The sequence below is a fragment of the Caballeronia sp. LZ008 genome (assembly GCF_031451435.1).
In the GTDB taxonomy this organism is placed as follows: Bacteria; Pseudomonadota; Gammaproteobacteria; order Burkholderiales; family Burkholderiaceae; genus Caballeronia; species Caballeronia zhejiangensis.
In genome coordinates, this window is record NZ_JARUXK010000001.1 from 1,012,113 (window position 1) to 1,026,827 (window position 14,715).

Consider the following 14,715-nt stretch of genomic DNA (forward strand, 5'->3'; position numbering starts at 1 on the left):
GGAGACAAACGGATGCAAGTCCAGACGATGCACTTCAAGGCGCGCGCGGGAAGCAAGCTCGCCGACGAGCGCCTGCAGCAGAATCTCACCAAGCTCTCGACCAAGTTCGTCAGCGCGCGTGCGAGCGCGGTGCGCGACATCGACTTCGAGGCAACGCGCGCCGCGTTGAAGGAGCGCCGCAATCGCGCGCTCGAGAATCTCGACGTGTGGCTCGAAACCTTCGAGCGCGAGGCGACGCGTCGCGGCGCGACCGTGCTTTACGCCGAAACGACGCAGGCCGCGGCGAAGCTCGTCGCGGACATCGCGCGCAAACACGATGTGAAGAAGGTCATCAAGACCAAGTCGATGGTCTCGGAAGAGATGCAGCTGAATCGCGTGCTCGGCGAGATGGGCGTGCAGTCGATCGAGACCGATCTCGGCGAATACATCCTGCAGATCAACGACAACGAGCCGCCGAGCCATATCATCGCGCCGGTCGTGCATAAGGATAAGGAGCAGATCGCGGATCTCTTCGCGAAGACGCACAACAAGCCACGCCTCACCGACATCCCGGAGATGACGCGCGAGGCGCGGGAAGTGTTGCGGCCGCATTTCATGTCGGCGGACATGGGCGTGACGGGCGGCAATTTCCTGATCGCGGAGACGGGGTCGGTGGCGGTCGTCACGAACGAGGGCAACGAAGGCATGTGCACCGTGATGCCCCGCGTGCATGTCGTGGTGACGGGCATCGAAAAAGTGCTGCCGACGCTCGAAGATCTCGCGACCGCGATGCGCCTCCTGCCGCGCTCGGCGACCGGCCAGACGATCTCGAATTACTTTTCGCTCTTGACCGGACCGCGCGCGGCCGACGAGACGGACGGGCCCGATCATATGTACTTCGTGCTCGTCGATGGCGGCCGCACCGGGCTTATCGGCGGCGAGTTTCAGGAGATGCTGCGCTGTATCCGCTGCGGCGCGTGCATGAATCATTGCCCGGTCTATCAGAAGATCGGCGGACATGCGTATGGATGGGTGTATCCGGGACCGATGGGCTCGGTGCTGACGCCGGCTTATGTCGGCATCGACAAGGCGCTCGATCTGCCGCAAGCCGCAACGCTTTGCGGCGAGTGCAACAGTGTTTGTCCGGTCGGCATTCCGTTGTCGGATCTGCTGCGCAAGCTGCGCGAGAAGCAGATGGAGCGTCGGCTGCGTCCGTGGAACGAGCGCGCCGCGCTCGCGGCGTGGGGCTATCTCGCGAAGCGGCCGCTCGCCTATGCCCTTTTCACGAAGCTCGCGGTGCGCGTGCTCGAACGCATCGGCGGCAACAAGAAGACGATTTCACGACTGCCGTTCGGCGCCGGATGGACCGACACGCGCGACATGCCCGCGCCAGTCGGGCGCACATTCCGGGAGCTGTACAAGGCGCAGCATTCGCATCTCGGATAAAACAAGGCCGCGCCGGATCTTTCGATCGGGCGCGGCCTTTGTCGTCGAAGCGCTTTTATCCGCCGTACCGTCCCAGGAAGCCGCGCGAATTGCCGCCCTGCGAATTGCCCCCACCGCCATTCGCGGATGGTGGCGGGGCGCGATTCGGTCCCGGCGGCCGACCGCCCACGGACTGCGGCGCCGGCGAGTTGCCTGCTTGCGGGGGCTGCGCTGCCGGAGGACGGCCGCCGCCTGCTTGCGGTGGCGGACCGTTCGGATGTCCGCCGCCCGCCTGCGGAGGCGGGCCGCCCGGACCCCGGTCGCGCGGCGGATGCCCGCCGCGCCATCCGCCCGGCGGCGGACGACGCCAGCCGGGACCATCGTCCCAATATCGGTTAGGCGGACCGTAGTAAATCGGGCCCGGCCCGGAGTAGTAACCGCCGCCTACGACGACGCCCGGCGGCGGGCCACCGTAGTATCCGTAGCCCGGGTCGTCGTAGACAGCAGGGTAGCCGCCGCCATAGGCCGACGCATCGGGATACGCCGCGCAACCACCGAGAAGTGCGGCAGACGAAGCAAGCAAGACACCAGCGACTGCGGATTTCATGATCGTGGGAAATTCTGTAGAACCATTACTGAATAAGACATCATCGGCGCGTGGATGTCGCGAACAACTTTGTAAGCCTTTATGACGGCAAGCTGTCATAAAGGCGCGAGCGGTCGCGACGTTCATCAAAACGGCTTGTTGTCCCGGGCGCAACAATCCTTTGCTTTTCAACGGCTTTTTAAGGTCGGGACAAGTCCGTAAAATTCGAAATGTTCATCAGTGGGTTCCCTTGATGCGATGCCCGCTGCGACATATCGACCAAAGGCAGTCCCATGAGAAAGACAATATCGACCTACTGGCCCGTCGCCATCCTGTTTCCGATCGCGCTCGCGTTCTGCATGCACGCGGGCGAGGGCAGCGGCGCGGCAATGCGCCATGAAGAAACCAGCGTGGCGGGCGTGAGCGCAGAACTGGCGCGCGCGATTTCGCTCGGCTTCGTCGACGACGAAGACGCACAACCCGCTGCCGTCTCGGCGGAAAAGACGCTCTGATTCGCCGGTTTTCGACGCACACAAAAAATGGCGCCCGCAAAGGGCGCCATTTTCATTTGGACGCGGCCGAACTGCTTACTTGAGCACGGCGGCGACCGCGTTCGCGACGGCGTCGAGGTTGCGCGTGTTCAGCGCGGCCACGCAGATGCGGCCCGTGCTCACGGCGTAGATGCCGAATTCTTCACGCAGACGATCGACTTGCGCAGCCGTCAGACCCGAGTACGAGAACATGCCGCGCTGCTTGTTGACGAACGAGAAGTCCCGATCGACGCCGCTCGCCTTCAGTCGCTCGACGAGACCGTTGCGCATTGCGCGGATACGATCGCGCATTTCGCCCAGCTCCTGCTCCCAGGTCGCGCGCAGTTCCGGCGACGCCAGCACGGCCGCGACGATCGAGCCGCCGTGCGTCGGCGGGTTCGAATAGTTCGTGCGGATCACGCGCTTCAGTTGCGAGAGCACGCGTGCCGATTCTTCCTTGCTCGTCGTGATGATCGACAGTGCGCCGACGCGCTCGCCGTACAGCGAGAACGACTTCGAGAACGACGACGACACAAACACGTTCAGTTCCGATGCCGCGAAGAGACGCACGGCGGCGGAGTCCGCGTCGATGTTCTCCGCGAAGCCTTGATACGCCATATCGAGGAACGGCACGAGGTCCTTCGCCTTCACGACTTCGACGATCTGCTTCCACTGCTCGTCCGACAGATCGACGCCCGTCGGGTTATGGCAGCACGCGTGCAGCACGACGACGGTGCCCGCCGCGTAGCTGTTCAGCGCGGCGAGCATGCCGTCGAAGTTCACGCCGTGCGTGGAGGCTTCGTAGTACGGGTAGTGGACCACTTCGAAACCGGCGCCTTCGAAGAGCGCGCGATGGTTTTCCCAGCTCGGATCGCTGATCGCGACGACCGCGTTCGGGTTCAGGCGCTTCAAAAAGTCCGCGCCGATCTTGAGCGCGCCCGTGCCGCCAAGCGCCTGCGCCGTCACGACGCGGCCCGCGGCGATCAGCGGCGAATCGTTGCCGAGGAGCAGCTTCTGCACGGCGGCGTCGTAGGCGGCGATGCCGTCGATCGGCAGATAACCGCGCGGCAGCGCGGCATCGACGCGCGCTTTCTCGGCTTCGCGCACGGCGCGCAGGAGCGGAATCTTGCCTTCTTCGTTCGTGTATACACCGACGCCCAGATTGACTTTGGTCGTGCGCGTATCGGCGTTGAAGGCTTCGTTGAGGCCCAGGATCGGGTCGCGGGGAGCGAGTTCGACGGCAGAGAAAAGAGACATGATCTATCGGCAGTGGAGGAAAGACGTGCGGCGGGGAAGCGTGGCGACGACGGCATCATGCCGTCGAGCCCAGTCGCACATTGTAGCGAATCCGGCGCGGCTTTTCGGCCGAATATGGCGCGAATGCGCGTGCTTTTTGGCCCTTAATTCCGCGAACACGCCAAAAGCGCGCGATAAAAAAGGGCGTGAGCCGGTGCGCTTGAGATCGGCGAACCATGCCCAATCTGATGGAGACTACGCTTCCACATCCCGGTCACGTCCAGGCGAGCGCGCGCATCGCGTACGACGCTAGAATGATTGTTTGCCTCAGGCGCTGACTTTCTCGATTTCTCATGTCCGACACTCTCATCGCATCCCCGGAAGAACTGGACGAATCGAAGTTCGTCACGTTCGAAGGCTCGCCGTTTCAGTTGTATCAGCCGTATCCGCCCGCGGGCGATCAGCCCGATGCCATCGCGAAGCTCGTCGAAGGCGTCGAGGACGGTCTCTCGTTTCAGACGCTGCTCGGCGTGACCGGCTCGGGCAAGACCTTCACGATGGCGAACGTCATCGCGCGGCTCGGCCGTCCGGCGATCGTCTTCGCGCCGAACAAGACGCTCGCCGCGCAGCTCTACGCGGAATTCCGCGAGTTCTTTCCGCGCAACGCCGTCGAGTATTTCGTCTCGTACTACGACTATTACCAGCCGGAAGCGTACGTGCCGCAGCGCGATCTCTTCATCGAGAAGGACTCGTCGATCAACGAGCACATCGAGCAGATGCGGCTTTCGGCCACGAAAAGCCTGCTCGAACGGCGCGACGTGGTGATCGTCGCGACGGTGTCCGCGATTTACGGTATCGGCAATCCGTCCGAATATCACAAGATGATTCTCACGCTGCGCACGGGCGACAAGCTCGGCCAGCGCGACGTCATCGCGCGCCTGATCGCGATGCAGTACACGCGCAACGAAGCCGATTTCCAGCGCGGTTCGTTTCGCGTGCGCGGCGACACCATCGATATCTTTCCGGCCGAGCACGCGGAAATGGCGGTGCGCGTCGAGCTCTTCGACGACGAAATCGAATCGATGATGCTCTTCGATCCGCTCACCGGACGCGTGCGCAACAAGATTCCGCGCTTCACCGTGTACCCGTCGTCGCATTACGTGACGCCGCGCGACACCGTCATGCGCGCGATCGAAACCATCAAGCTCGAATTGCGCGAGCGGCTCGAATTCTTCCACAGCGAGGGCAAGCTCGTCGAAGCACAGCGGCTGGAGCAGCGCACGCGCTTCGATCTGGAAATGCTGCAGGAGCTCGGTTTCTGCAAGGGCATCGAGAACTACTCGCGGCACTTCTCGGGCGCGGCGCCTGGCGAGCCGCCGCCGACGCTCGTCGACTATCTGCCGCCCGATGCGCTGATGTTGCTCGACGAGTCGCACGTATTGATCGGCCAGTTGAACGGCATGTACAACGGCGACCGCGCGCGCAAGGAAAATCTCGTCGACTACGGTTTCCGGATGCCGTCCGCGCTCGATAACCGGCCGCTCAAGTTCAACGAGTTCGAGCGCAAGATGCGCCAGGCGATCTTCGTTTCCGCGACGCCCGCCGACTACGAGCAGCAGAAGGCAGGGCAGGTGGCCGAGCAGCTCGTGCGGCCGACGGGTCTCGTCGATCCGGAAATCGAAGTGCGTCCGGCGCGCTCGCAGGTCGACGACGTGCTCTCGGAAATCAACGCGCGCGTGGCGGTGCAGGAGCGCGTGCTTGTCACGACGCTGACCAAGCGCATGGCCGAGCAGCTGACCGAGTTTCTCGCCGATCACGGCGTGAAGGTGCGTTATCTGCACAGCGATATCGACACGGTCGAGCGCGTGGAAATCATCCGCGATCTGCGGCTCGGCACGTTCGACGTGCTCGTCGGCATCAACTTGCTGCGCGAGGGTCTCGATATTCCCGAAGTCTCGCTCGTCGCGATTCTCGACGCCGACAAGGAAGGCTTCCTGCGCGCCGAGCGCTCGCTGATCCAGACCATCGGGCGCGCGGCGCGTAATGTGAACGGCAAGGCGATTCTCTACGCCGACAACATGACCGACTCGATGAAGCGCGCCATCGGCGAAACCGAGCGGCGCCGCGCCAAGCAGATGGCGCACAACGAGAAGATGGGCATCACGCCGCGCGGGGTGGAGAAGCGCATCAAGGACATCATCGATGGCGTCTACAACGCCGACGACGCCCGCGCCGAGCTGAAGGAAGCGCAGGCGCGCGCGAAGTTCGAAGACATGTCCGAGAAGCAGATCGCGAAGGAAATCAAGCGCCTCGAGAAGCAGATGATGGATCACGCCAAGAATCTCGAATTCGAAAAAGCGGCGCAGACCCGCGACCAATTGGCGCTCCTGCGGCAGCGCGTGTTCGGGGCGAACGTGGGCGATCACGTGAGCGGAATCGGCGGCAAGTAAGCAATATGTAAGTGATTTTCAAGGCTTAATTCGAAAGGCGCGGCGAATCGGACGGTTCGCCGCGCCTTTTTTTATCCCGCCGCGATCGTGCGATTCGGCGAAAAGCCTTACTGCGCCTAGGTCTGTAAGCTCGCTCAAATTGTTGCGGGAATCGAACGATGCTAAACTGACGAACATTGAGAATGGTTCGTATTAACGTTCACAGAGTTGTGCTAACGCCGCCGACCGAGCGGCGCTCCGGTATCTCAGTGGCAAGGCTCGCGTGGCACGCGTGCCAATCGATAACAACAAGGAGTTTTCTGATGGGTTCAACGTTGATGCGCGGCCTCGTCGCCGCCGCAGGTCTCACGGCGGTGATGGCAGCGTCGGCAGCCGAATATCCGATCGGCAAGCAGCACATCGAGGCGGGCATGGAAACGGGCGCCGTGTATCTGCAGCCGATCACGATGTCGCCGGAAGGCATGATGCGCAAGGCGTCGGATTCGGATATCCACCTGGAGGCGGATATCCACGCGGTCAAGAACAACCCGACCGGATTCGCCGAAGGCGACTGGATGCCGTATCTGCAAGTCACGTATGAACTCACGAAGGTCGGCACGACGCAGACCATCAAGGGCGACCTGATGCCGATGGTCGCGAGCGACGGCCCGCACTACGGCGACAACGTCAAGCTCTTCGGGCCGGGCAAGTATCACCTGAAGCTGCATATTTCGCCGCCGTCGCAGGAAGGCCACATGGCGTTCGGCCGTCACACCGACAAGGAAACGGGCGTCGGTCCGTGGTTCAAGCCGTTCACGATCGAGTACGACTTCCCGTTCGCGGGCATCGGAAAGAAGGGCGGTTACTGATCGTCCGTGGCGCCCGGCATCCCGGACCGGGCGCATTCACTCTCAGGAAGTACGCATGAAGCTGAAAAATCAGGTGGCCGCGCTCGCGATGTCCGCGTTTGCCTTTGCCGGGATGAACATGGCGCACGCCGCCGACCTGCCGACGTTCAAGCTCGAAATGAACGACGGCAAGCTCAATCCGGCGCGCATCGAAGTGCCGGCGGGGCAGCGCATCAAGATCGAAGTGCATAACGTCGGCAAGGGCGCCGCCGAGTTCGAAAGCGTGCAGTTGCGCAAGGAAAAAGTGCTCGCGCCGGGGGCGGATTCGTTCGTGGTGATCGCACCGCTGGATCCGGGTGAATACAAGTTCTTCGACGATTTTCATCAGTCCGCGCAAGGCGTGATCGTCGCGAAGTAACGGAATGTGCCGCGCGATGTTCGCACCGCGCGCGGCCGCTTGAAGTGGAATTGCTGGAGGTCGGGTATGGGGCAGGTACTTTTCATCGTGTGGCGGGAGAGCGTCGAGGCGTTGCTCGTCGTCGGCATTCTCTACGCGTGGCTGAAGAACGGCGATCATCAGGCGCGCCGGGGCCTGCCTTATCTGTGGGCCGGCGTCGTCATCGGCCTGCTTGCGGCGGTGGCGTTGGGCGCCGCGCTCATCGGCTTCACGGAAGTGCTGTCGGGCGATGCGCAGGATTACTTCCAGACCGCGATGGTGCTGATCGCCTGCGTGCTGATCGTGCAGATGGTCCTGTGGATGAAGCGCCACGGACGCACGCTCAAGCGCGACATGGAAACATCGCTGCAAAAGAGCACGCAGGACGGACACTGGTGGGGCATCGCCGTGCTCGTCGCGCTGGCGATCGCGCGCGAAGGCAGCGAGACGGCCGTGTTTCTCTACGGCGTCGGCTTCGGTCAGTCGGGGCACGTCGACGCGTCGCAGTACATCGCGATCATTCTCGGGTTCGGTCTCGCGCTGCTGACGTTCTATATCCTGCAGCTCGGCGGCAAGATCTTCTCGTGGCGCTCGTTCTTTCGCGTCACCGAAATAATGCTGCTGTTCCTGGCGGCCGGCCTCTTCGAAACGGGCGTCGACAAGCTGATCGACATGGAAGTGCTGCCGGTCATCGTCAATCAGGTGTGGAACACGTCGTGGCTGCTCGATGATTCGAGTACGTTCGGATCGCTCGTTGCTACGCTCACCGGTTATCGCGCGCATCCCGCGGGCATGAATCTCGTCGCGTATGGGGTGTACTGGGTCGTCATCTATCTTCTGCTGCGCCGTTCGAACACCCAGATGGCGCAAAAACAAAAGGCGGCAAGCCGTCCAGCATGAGTTCCGTAATGCGTAGACCGGGCCGGCTTCAACAAGCCGGCCACTGGATGCAACGTCACGGCAGCACGATCCGCATGATTCAGTGGGTCGTCGTTGCCGTGTATGCATTTCTGATCATCGTTCCCGCCGTGATGCCGCTGCCGGACGGCGCCGCGCATCTGTGGAGCAATCTCACGCTCGCCGCGCAGTTCGTGTTCTGGGGCATCTGGTGGCCATTCGTGCTGCTGTCGATGGTCATGCTCGGGCGCGTCTGGTGCGGCGTGTTGTGTCCCGAAGGCGCGCTGTCGGAGTTCGCGAGCAAGTTCGGCCGCGGCTGGGCGATTCCGCGCTGGATGCGCTGGGGCGGCTGGCCGTTCGTCGCATTCGGGCTCACGACGATCTACGGGCAGATGGTCAGCGTCTATCAGTATCCGAAGGCGGTGCTGCTCGTGCTCGGCGGCTCGACCGTCGGCGCGATGATCATCGGCGTGCTGTATGGCCGCGAGAAGCGCGTGTGGTGCAAGTATCTGTGCCCGGTCAACGGCGTGTTCTCGCTGCTCGCGCGCCTCGCGCCGTTTCACTACAAGGTCGACGAAGAAGCGTGGCGCCGTTCGTACACGAAAGGCGAGCACGGCCATCGCGTGATTCCGATCAACTGCGCGCCGCTCGTCCCGCTGCGCAACATGAAGGGCGCACAGGACTGCCACATGTGTGGCCGATGCAGCGGCCATCGCGACGCCATCGCGCTCACGTGGCGCTCGCCGTCCGAGGAAGTCGTGAAGCTCGGCGACAAGGCCGCGAATCCGTGGGACACCGCGCTCATTCTGTACGGCCTGCTCGGCATCGCGATCGGCGCGTTCCACTGGACCGTGAGCACCTGGTTCGTCGATCTGAAGCAATTTCTCGCCGCCTGGCTGATCGATCACGACATCCTCTGGCCGCTCGACACCAACGCGCCGTGGTTCCTGTTCACGCATTACCCGGAACAGAACGACGTCTTCTCGTGGCTCGACGGCACCATGGTCATCGGCTATATCGTCGCGACTGGGCTCGTGTACGGCACGGCGCTGCTCGGCCTGCTCGCCATCGGCACGCGCATGCTCGGCAAGATGAACGCGACGCGCCTGCATCACCTGACGCTCGCCCTGATCCCGATTGCGGGCGTCGGCGTGTTCCTGGGCCTGTCCGCGACGACGGTATCGCTGCTGCGCGCCGAGCATCTGCCGTTGTGGTGGGTGCCGGGTCTGCGGCTCGGCTTGCTCGCGGCCGCGAATCTCTGGAGCGCGTGGCTTGCGTGGCGCGTGACGGGGCGCCATGCATCGTCACTTGTTCCGCGCCTTCTTGCGATGGTATGGTTTGTCGCTGCGCTGGCCGTTGCGGACAGCGCGTGGTACCTGATGTTCTGGGGCTTCAGCCGATAAACCGTCCACGCCGTCAAGCGCGGCAACGAGAGCGAGAAGTGAGAACCAAACCCGTACTGACCGACGAAGACGTCAAGGTGATGGCAGCGGCCGCCGAGACGCATGCGAGAGAACACAACTGGAACGTGACGATTGCGATCGTCGACGATGGCGGACATCTGCTGCATCTGCATCGTCTCGACGGCGCAGGCGCGAGCACCGCCGAAATGGCGACGGGCAAGGCGCGCACCGCCGTGCTCGGCCGTCGCGAAACCAAGGTCTACGAAGACACCATCAAGCAGGGCCGCACGGCGTTCCTCTCCGCGCCGATGACCGCAATGCTCGAAGGCGGCGTGCCGATCTTCGTGGGCACGGACATCGTCGGTGCCGTCGGCGTGTCGGGCGTGAAATCGGATCAGGATGCGCAGATCGCGAAGGCGGGCATCGCGGCGCTCGGCATCGAGAACGTCTGAAGCATTCGCGCAATAAAAATGGCACGTCCTCGTAACGAAGACGTGCCATTCTGTTTTCGGATGCAGCGCTCGTCGGCGCGCATCGTGACCCAAGCAGGAACCAAAAAAAAGCGGCTTCGCTTGCTATCGACGACTGGCTGGTGTTTGCACGAAGGGGTCTAATTTCTCGCGTGCAAGTCGTCCTCGCTGGCTAAGGCCAAACACCTCTTGGCGAGGTGGTCCCCACAATACCCGGTACTACGGCTGTTCTTGCCTGCGCGTCATTTCGTCAGGATCAGTTTGCCCAAACGCGTCGCACGCAATTGGTACGTCTCTCCGTTATGCACGATGCTCACGTGACTGCGTCCCTGCAGCAGCGCGTCGCTTTTCAGCGATCGCTCGCCGGTACTGTCCCCCGCGTGCGCGACATGAACCGTGGTCACGGTCGTCGCTTTCGGGCGGGTGATCGCGGCGTCGCGGACAGCCGGGCGGCGCAGCCTGAGCGTGGAGGATCGCGGCGTATCGGTCATGTCGGAAAATGTGCGTTCGTTGATTCGATGGGTCTATAGTAAATGATAACTATTCCTATTTGCAACTAGACTTTCCGATTGAAGCGCCTCTTTCGATAGCCAGTCTCGATGCGGCCGCGAAACATTCGCCACCGCATCCGTCAGAGGCTCAATGCAGCGGACTCTCGTCCCTGCGGCCGTGCGCGAACTGGCGAATGAGCCGCACGGTATCGATGTCCGACTCGCGGTACGCCGACTTCACGATTTCCTGCGTCTGACGCTCATCGGGCGTGGCGTTTTCGTTCTCGGGCAGCGTCGTGGCGTAAGTGAAGCGCAGGAAGAGCTGGACCGCATCGGGCTGCTCGATCGCCATCGTGAGCGAGCCGCCGACGTAATCGGCGGTCGGCAGAATGTCGTAGCGCACGCTGGTGCCGGGCGTGAGCGTCACGCGGTCGCGCACGGTCGCCTGGCCGTAGTGGAGTTCGCGTTCCATCGTGTCGCCATCGCGCGCGAGGATGTCGCAGCTATCCAGGCCGATCACGAATAGTTGCGGCTGCTCGGCGCGCAGGACGAGGCCTTCCCAGAGCTGCTCGCGCGTCAGCGATTCGAGAAGCGGATTGAGCGGATCGTTGATCTGGATCAGGTGTTCGAAATTCAAGACGACGTTTCCCTTGGACGTTCGTGGTGCCCGCGATGCGTCACTGCGGCGCGAGTCCGGATTCGATGCGAATCGCGCCGGACAGGACCTTGTGCATCGGGCACGCATTGGCAATTTGCAAGAGCCGTTCCCGCTGCTCATCGGACAGCGCGCCCGTGAGCGCGATGCGCCGGTCGATGTTCGTGCCGTCGGCGGTGCTTGTCATCGACAACTCGACGTGTACGCCTTCGAGCGGCCACTCCTTGCGCTTCGCGTACATCTTCAACGTGATCGACGTGCATGCGCCGAGGCTCGCGAGCAGCAGCGACGCGGGTTCCGGTCCGGTATCGCCGCCGCCGATGCCCGCCGGCTCGTCCGCGACCCACGAATGCGTCCCGTCGCCGAGACGGACCTGATAGTCGATGTTGCCGATGCTGGCGGTCACGGAAGGTCCGGCCATGCGTGCTCCTGGTTGAAGTTGAGACTGCAAGATTGACGACAAAGGCGAAACGGCGCGGCAAGAACGGTCATTGTGACGCAATGTGTCCGTTCGTGCCGCACCGTTTCGCGGTTTTCGCTGTGACCAGATCAATGCGCGATGGCGCCCATCCGGCCCGCCTGATAGTCGATCACGGCCTGGCGGATCTCGTCCTCGGTGTTCATCACGAACGGGCCGTAGCGCACGACCGGCTCCTTCAGCGGCACGCCGCCGATCAGCAGCAGCTCGACGGGCTCATCGCCGGCGGCGAGCGCGATCGTATCGCTGTCGTCGCGGAAAATCACCATCTGTTGCGCGCGCACCGGCTGGCTTTGCGGACCGTACAGCGCGGTGCCCGACAGCGGATAGGCGAACACGCGGTAATCGCGCGGCACCGCGAGTTCGATCTTCGCGCCCGGCTTGAGCGAAAAGTGCTGATACAGAATCGGCGTGCGCGTCTCGATCGCGGCCTTCACGCCGAGCGCCTCGCCCGCGATGACCTTCACGCTGACCTTGCCGTCCTCGCTCGTCGCGACGGGAATCTGCACGGACGGAATCTCCTGATAGTGCGGCGCGATCATCTTGTAGCGCTGCGGCAGGTTGACCCAAAGCTGCAGGCCGTGCACGCGGCCGCCGCGTTGCGTGAATTCCTCGGCGGGCATCTCGCTATGCACGACGCCCGCGCCCGCGGTCATCCATTGCACGTCGCCGGGACGCAGCGTGCCGGAATGCCCGGCCGAATCCTTGTGACCGAACTCGCCTTCGAGCATGTACGTGACGGTTTCGAAGCCGCGATGCGGATGGTCCGGCGCGCCTTTAGCCTCGCCGGGTGCGTAGTCGGCTGGGCCCATCTCGTCGAGGAGGAGGAACGGATCGAAATCCATCAGAAGACGGGTCGGGAAAGGGCGATGCACGACGAATCCGCCGCCTTCGACAGTGCGGGTCGCCGGAATGATGCGTTCGATGCTGCGGCTGGTGGACATTATTGCCTCGCGTCGGGAATACGGAAAAGAGGGGAATAGCGATAAATTTGAAACACAGAGCTATTATATGGGCCGCATTTCGCGGTAAAAGCCGTCGCGGCGCAATGGATTGTCCCGCTGGGGATAACGAACCGCGTCGATGTTCATCTCTTCCAGTCCCACCGGGCGACTCATGAAAGCCGACTCGCATGACCTGAACGATCTGATGTACTTCTCGCACGTCGTCGAGCACGGCGGGTTTTCCGCCGCCGAGCGCGTGCTCGGCATCTCGAAGTCGCGGCTGTCGCGGCGCGTGTCGGAGCTGGAAGCGTCGCTCGGCGTGCGTCTGTTGCAGCGCTCGACGCGCAAGCTCGCGCTGACCGAGGCCGGGCAGCTTTTCTATCAGCATTGTCAGGCGATGCTCGCCGAGGCACAGGCGGCCGTCAACGTCGTGCAAAGCCTGCGCGATTCGCCGCGCGGCACGGTGCGCGTGAGCGTTCCGGTCACGATCGCGCAGACGTTCCTGTCCGCCGTGATGCCGGATTTCATGCACCGCTATCCGGAAGTGCGCGTCGTCATGCGCGTGACGAACCGTGTCGTCGATCTGTTCGAGGATGCCGTCGATGTCGCGCTGCGCGTGCGCTCGGAGCCGCCCGCGAGCTCGAACGTCGTCGCGCGCCCGCTGTGGCGCACGGAGCAGATGCTGGTCGCGGCGCCATCGCTGCTGAAGTCGAATGCGCCGCCGATGACACCCGCCGAACTCGCCCAGTACGACACGATCGACACGCCATCGGCGGACGGCCGCCACGTCTACCGTCTGATCGCGCCGGACGGCACGCGCCATGAGTTCGAGCACGAGCCGCGCCTCGTCACGGCCGATCTGTCGATGATCCGCGAGGCCGTCATGCGCGGCGTCGGCATCGCGGCGCTGCCCGAGATGATGTACGGCGCGCCGCTGCGCTCCGGGCAGCTATCGCCGGTGATGCCCGGCTGGACGTTTCCGTCGCCGCAACTCTACGCGGTGTTTTTGTCGCGTCAGGGCATGGTCCCGGCCGTCCGCGCATTCGTCGATTTTCTCGTCGAGTCGATCGGTAGCGGCCAGCGCTTTCCGGGAGAATGTCCTGTTCACGAACAGCCGGAACGGGAAACAGTTTGACCGCATCGGCGTTTGTCATTGGTTTATGGCATTGAAGCGCGCGCTTGCGATGGACAGATTCAATTGATCGTCACAATTTGTGGCGGTATATTGAAGCCTCCTTCGCTAAGGAGCTCCTTATGCGAAAACTGACGGCTGCTCTGATAGTTAGCCTGATAGGGTTGATTGCACTGTCCGTGTCGACCACGGCTGCTGCATGCGACGGAACTTCCGGTTCTGGCTATTCGAACCCAAAGTGACCGCCTCACCCGAATGCGCCGAGCGCGCACGAAAAAAGGCCTTCATCCGACGATGAAGGCCTTTTACTTTGTGCGCCCGGAAGAGGGCGCGTCGGGCTGTTACTTGCCGCTCTTCGGCTCGGTGACGAAACCGATCTTCGTCAATCCGCCTGCCTGCGCCGCCGACATCAGATCGGCGACCTTTTCGTACGCCACCTGACGATCGGCGCGCAGATGAATCTCCGGCTGCGGGTTCTGCTGCGCCGCCTGCGCGATGCGCGCGTTGAGCGCCGCTTCGTCGATCGGCTGATCGTCCCAGAGCGTGGTGCCGTCAGCCTTGATCGCGATGTTCACGTGCGCGGGCTTTTCGTCCTGCGGCTGGCTGCTCGCGTGCGGCAGGTCGATCTTGACCGCGTGATGCATGGCCGGAATCGTGACGAGGAAGATGATCAGCAGAACCAGCATGACGTCGACGAGCGGCGTCATGTTGATCTCGCTCATCATGCCGTCGTCTTCGTCTCCGGCGAAAGGGCTCATGGCCATGATGCGGACCTC

Annotated in this window: 16 protein-coding genes; 9 read left to right on the plus strand and 7 right to left on the minus strand. The window is 63.0% G+C overall.

The genetic code is table 11. The annotated features are described in order from the left end of the window. Positions 1-12 precede the first annotated feature (12 nt). Positions 13-1,425, plus strand: a complete 1,413-nt coding sequence (locus QCE49_RS04730) for a lactate utilization protein B (RefSeq protein ID WP_250456455.1) — start codon at positions 13-15, stop codon at positions 1,423-1,425. Between the two features lie 55 nt (positions 1,426-1,480). On the opposite strand, the gene QCE49_RS04735 is transcribed toward QCE49_RS04730, so the two are convergent. After that, positions 1,481-2,011, minus strand: a complete 531-nt coding sequence (locus QCE49_RS04735; RefSeq protein ID WP_008350459.1) for a hypothetical protein — start codon at positions 2,009-2,011, stop codon at positions 1,481-1,483. 272 nt (positions 2,012-2,283) lie between these two features. Between QCE49_RS04735 and QCE49_RS04740 the strand changes: the two genes are divergently transcribed. Continuing rightward, complete coding sequence (locus QCE49_RS04740) at positions 2,284-2,502, plus strand: hypothetical protein (RefSeq protein WP_250456454.1); 219 nt, start codon at positions 2,284-2,286, stop codon at positions 2,500-2,502. Positions 2,503-2,577: 75 nt separating this feature from the next. On the opposite strand, the gene QCE49_RS04745 is transcribed toward QCE49_RS04740, so the two are convergent. Then, positions 2,578-3,777, minus strand: a complete 1,200-nt coding sequence (locus QCE49_RS04745) for an amino acid aminotransferase (protein WP_250456452.1) — start codon at positions 3,775-3,777, stop codon at positions 2,578-2,580. A 332-nt stretch (positions 3,778-4,109) separates the two neighbouring features. On the opposite strand from QCE49_RS04745, the gene uvrB reads away from it, so the two are divergent. The 6 genes from uvrB to QCE49_RS04775 all read left to right on the plus strand — a co-directional run bounded on the left by uvrB (position 4,110) and on the right by QCE49_RS04775 (position 10,221). Then, positions 4,110-6,206, plus strand: a complete 2,097-nt coding sequence (uvrB, locus tag QCE49_RS04750; RefSeq protein ID WP_008350451.1) for an excinuclease ABC subunit UvrB — start codon at positions 4,110-4,112, stop codon at positions 6,204-6,206. A gap of 302 nt (positions 6,207-6,508) precedes the next feature. Then, positions 6,509-7,054 (plus strand): iron transporter, encoded by a 546-nt coding sequence (locus tag QCE49_RS04755; protein ID WP_372492533.1) that lies wholly within the window; start codon positions 6,509-6,511, stop codon positions 7,052-7,054. An 88-nt stretch (positions 7,055-7,142) separates the two neighbouring features. Continuing rightward, positions 7,143-7,451: a cupredoxin domain-containing protein gene (locus tag QCE49_RS04760; protein ID WP_372492535.1), complete on the plus strand. Its 309-nt coding sequence runs from the start codon at positions 7,143-7,145 to the stop codon at positions 7,449-7,451. A 66-nt stretch (positions 7,452-7,517) separates the two neighbouring features. Beyond that, entirely contained in the window at positions 7,518-8,369 is an 852-nt protein-coding gene (locus tag QCE49_RS04765; protein ID WP_250456451.1) for an FTR1 family protein, read from the plus strand. Beyond that, the gene (locus tag QCE49_RS04770) at positions 8,366-9,769 is read left to right on the plus strand and encodes a 4Fe-4S binding protein (protein ID WP_174447730.1); all 1,404 of its coding nucleotides are present in this window, start codon (positions 8,366-8,368) and stop codon (positions 9,767-9,769) included. Before QCE49_RS04765 ends, QCE49_RS04770 begins: the two co-directional genes overlap by 4 nt. A 38-nt stretch (positions 9,770-9,807) precedes the next feature. Next, complete coding sequence (locus QCE49_RS04775; protein WP_250456449.1) at positions 9,808-10,221, plus strand: heme-binding protein; 414 nt, start codon at positions 9,808-9,810, stop codon at positions 10,219-10,221. A gap of 260 nt (positions 10,222-10,481) precedes the next feature. Here the strand turns inward: QCE49_RS04775 and hemP are convergent, their stop codons facing one another. The 4 genes from hemP to QCE49_RS04795 all read right to left on the minus strand — a co-directional run bounded on the left by hemP (position 10,482) and on the right by QCE49_RS04795 (position 12,807). Then, positions 10,482-10,730, minus strand: coding sequence for a hemin uptake protein HemP (hemP, locus tag QCE49_RS04780; RefSeq protein WP_008350441.1), 249 nt, complete (start codon positions 10,728-10,730; stop codon positions 10,482-10,484). A 148-nt stretch (positions 10,731-10,878) separates the two neighbouring features. Next, positions 10,879-11,367 (minus strand): SRPBCC family protein, encoded by a 489-nt coding sequence (locus QCE49_RS04785; RefSeq protein WP_008350440.1) that lies wholly within the window; start codon positions 11,365-11,367, stop codon positions 10,879-10,881. Positions 11,368-11,407: 40 nt separating this feature from the next. After that, positions 11,408-11,806 carry an OsmC family protein gene (locus tag QCE49_RS04790; protein WP_034472128.1) on the minus strand — a complete coding sequence of 133 codons (399 nt, stop codon included), beginning with the start codon at positions 11,804-11,806 and terminating at the stop codon, positions 11,408-11,410. A 128-nt stretch (positions 11,807-11,934) separates the two neighbouring features. Continuing rightward, entirely contained in the window at positions 11,935-12,807 is an 873-nt protein-coding gene (locus tag QCE49_RS04795) for a pirin family protein (protein ID WP_244807892.1), read from the minus strand. Positions 12,808-12,979: 172 nt separating this feature from the next. Here QCE49_RS04795 and QCE49_RS04800 point away from each other — a divergent pair, with 172 nt between their 5' ends. Next, the gene (locus QCE49_RS04800; RefSeq protein ID WP_008350437.1) at positions 12,980-13,942 is read left to right on the plus strand and encodes a LysR family transcriptional regulator; all 963 of its coding nucleotides are present in this window, start codon (positions 12,980-12,982) and stop codon (positions 13,940-13,942) included. Positions 13,943-14,280: 338 nt separating this feature from the next. Here QCE49_RS04800 and QCE49_RS04805 read toward each other — a convergent pair whose 3' ends face one another. After that, positions 14,281-14,703, minus strand: coding sequence for a biopolymer transporter ExbD (locus QCE49_RS04805; RefSeq protein ID WP_008350436.1), 423 nt, complete (start codon positions 14,701-14,703; stop codon positions 14,281-14,283). Between the last annotated feature and the right edge of the window lie 12 nt (positions 14,704-14,715).

Excerpts from the sequence above, each read along its gene's own strand:
- QCE49_RS04795 (WP_244807892.1), bottom strand. The coding sequence starts at position 12,807 with ATGTCCACCAGCCGCAGCATCGAACGCATCATTCCGGCGACCCGCACT.
- QCE49_RS04800 (WP_008350437.1), top strand. The coding sequence starts at position 12,980 with ATGAAAGCCGACTCGCATGACCTGAACGATCTGATGTACTTCTCGCAC.
- QCE49_RS04745 (WP_250456452.1), bottom strand. The coding sequence starts at position 3,777 with ATGTCTCTTTTCTCTGCCGTCGAACTCGCTCCCCGCGACCCGATCCTG.
- QCE49_RS04770 (WP_174447730.1), top strand. The coding sequence starts at position 8,366 with ATGAGTTCCGTAATGCGTAGACCGGGCCGGCTTCAACAAGCCGGCCAC.
- QCE49_RS04740 (WP_250456454.1), top strand. The coding sequence starts at position 2,284 with ATGAGAAAGACAATATCGACCTACTGGCCCGTCGCCATCCTGTTTCCG.
- QCE49_RS04790 (WP_034472128.1), bottom strand. The coding sequence starts at position 11,806 with ATGGCCGGACCTTCCGTGACCGCCAGCATCGGCAACATCGACTATCAG.
- uvrB (WP_008350451.1), top strand. The coding sequence starts at position 4,110 with ATGTCCGACACTCTCATCGCATCCCCGGAAGAACTGGACGAATCGAAG.
- QCE49_RS04765 (WP_250456451.1), top strand. The coding sequence starts at position 7,518 with ATGGGGCAGGTACTTTTCATCGTGTGGCGGGAGAGCGTCGAGGCGTTG.
- QCE49_RS04760 (WP_372492535.1), top strand. The coding sequence starts at position 7,143 with ATGTCCGCGTTTGCCTTTGCCGGGATGAACATGGCGCACGCCGCCGAC.
- QCE49_RS04755 (WP_372492533.1), top strand. The coding sequence starts at position 6,509 with ATGGGTTCAACGTTGATGCGCGGCCTCGTCGCCGCCGCAGGTCTCACG.
- QCE49_RS04730 (WP_250456455.1), top strand. The coding sequence starts at position 13 with ATGCAAGTCCAGACGATGCACTTCAAGGCGCGCGCGGGAAGCAAGCTC.
- QCE49_RS04805 (WP_008350436.1), bottom strand. The coding sequence starts at position 14,703 with ATGGCCATGAGCCCTTTCGCCGGAGACGAAGACGACGGCATGATGAGC.
- hemP (WP_008350441.1), bottom strand. The coding sequence starts at position 10,730 with ATGACCGATACGCCGCGATCCTCCACGCTCAGGCTGCGCCGCCCGGCT.
- QCE49_RS04735 (WP_008350459.1), bottom strand. The coding sequence starts at position 2,011 with ATGAAATCCGCAGTCGCTGGTGTCTTGCTTGCTTCGTCTGCCGCACTT.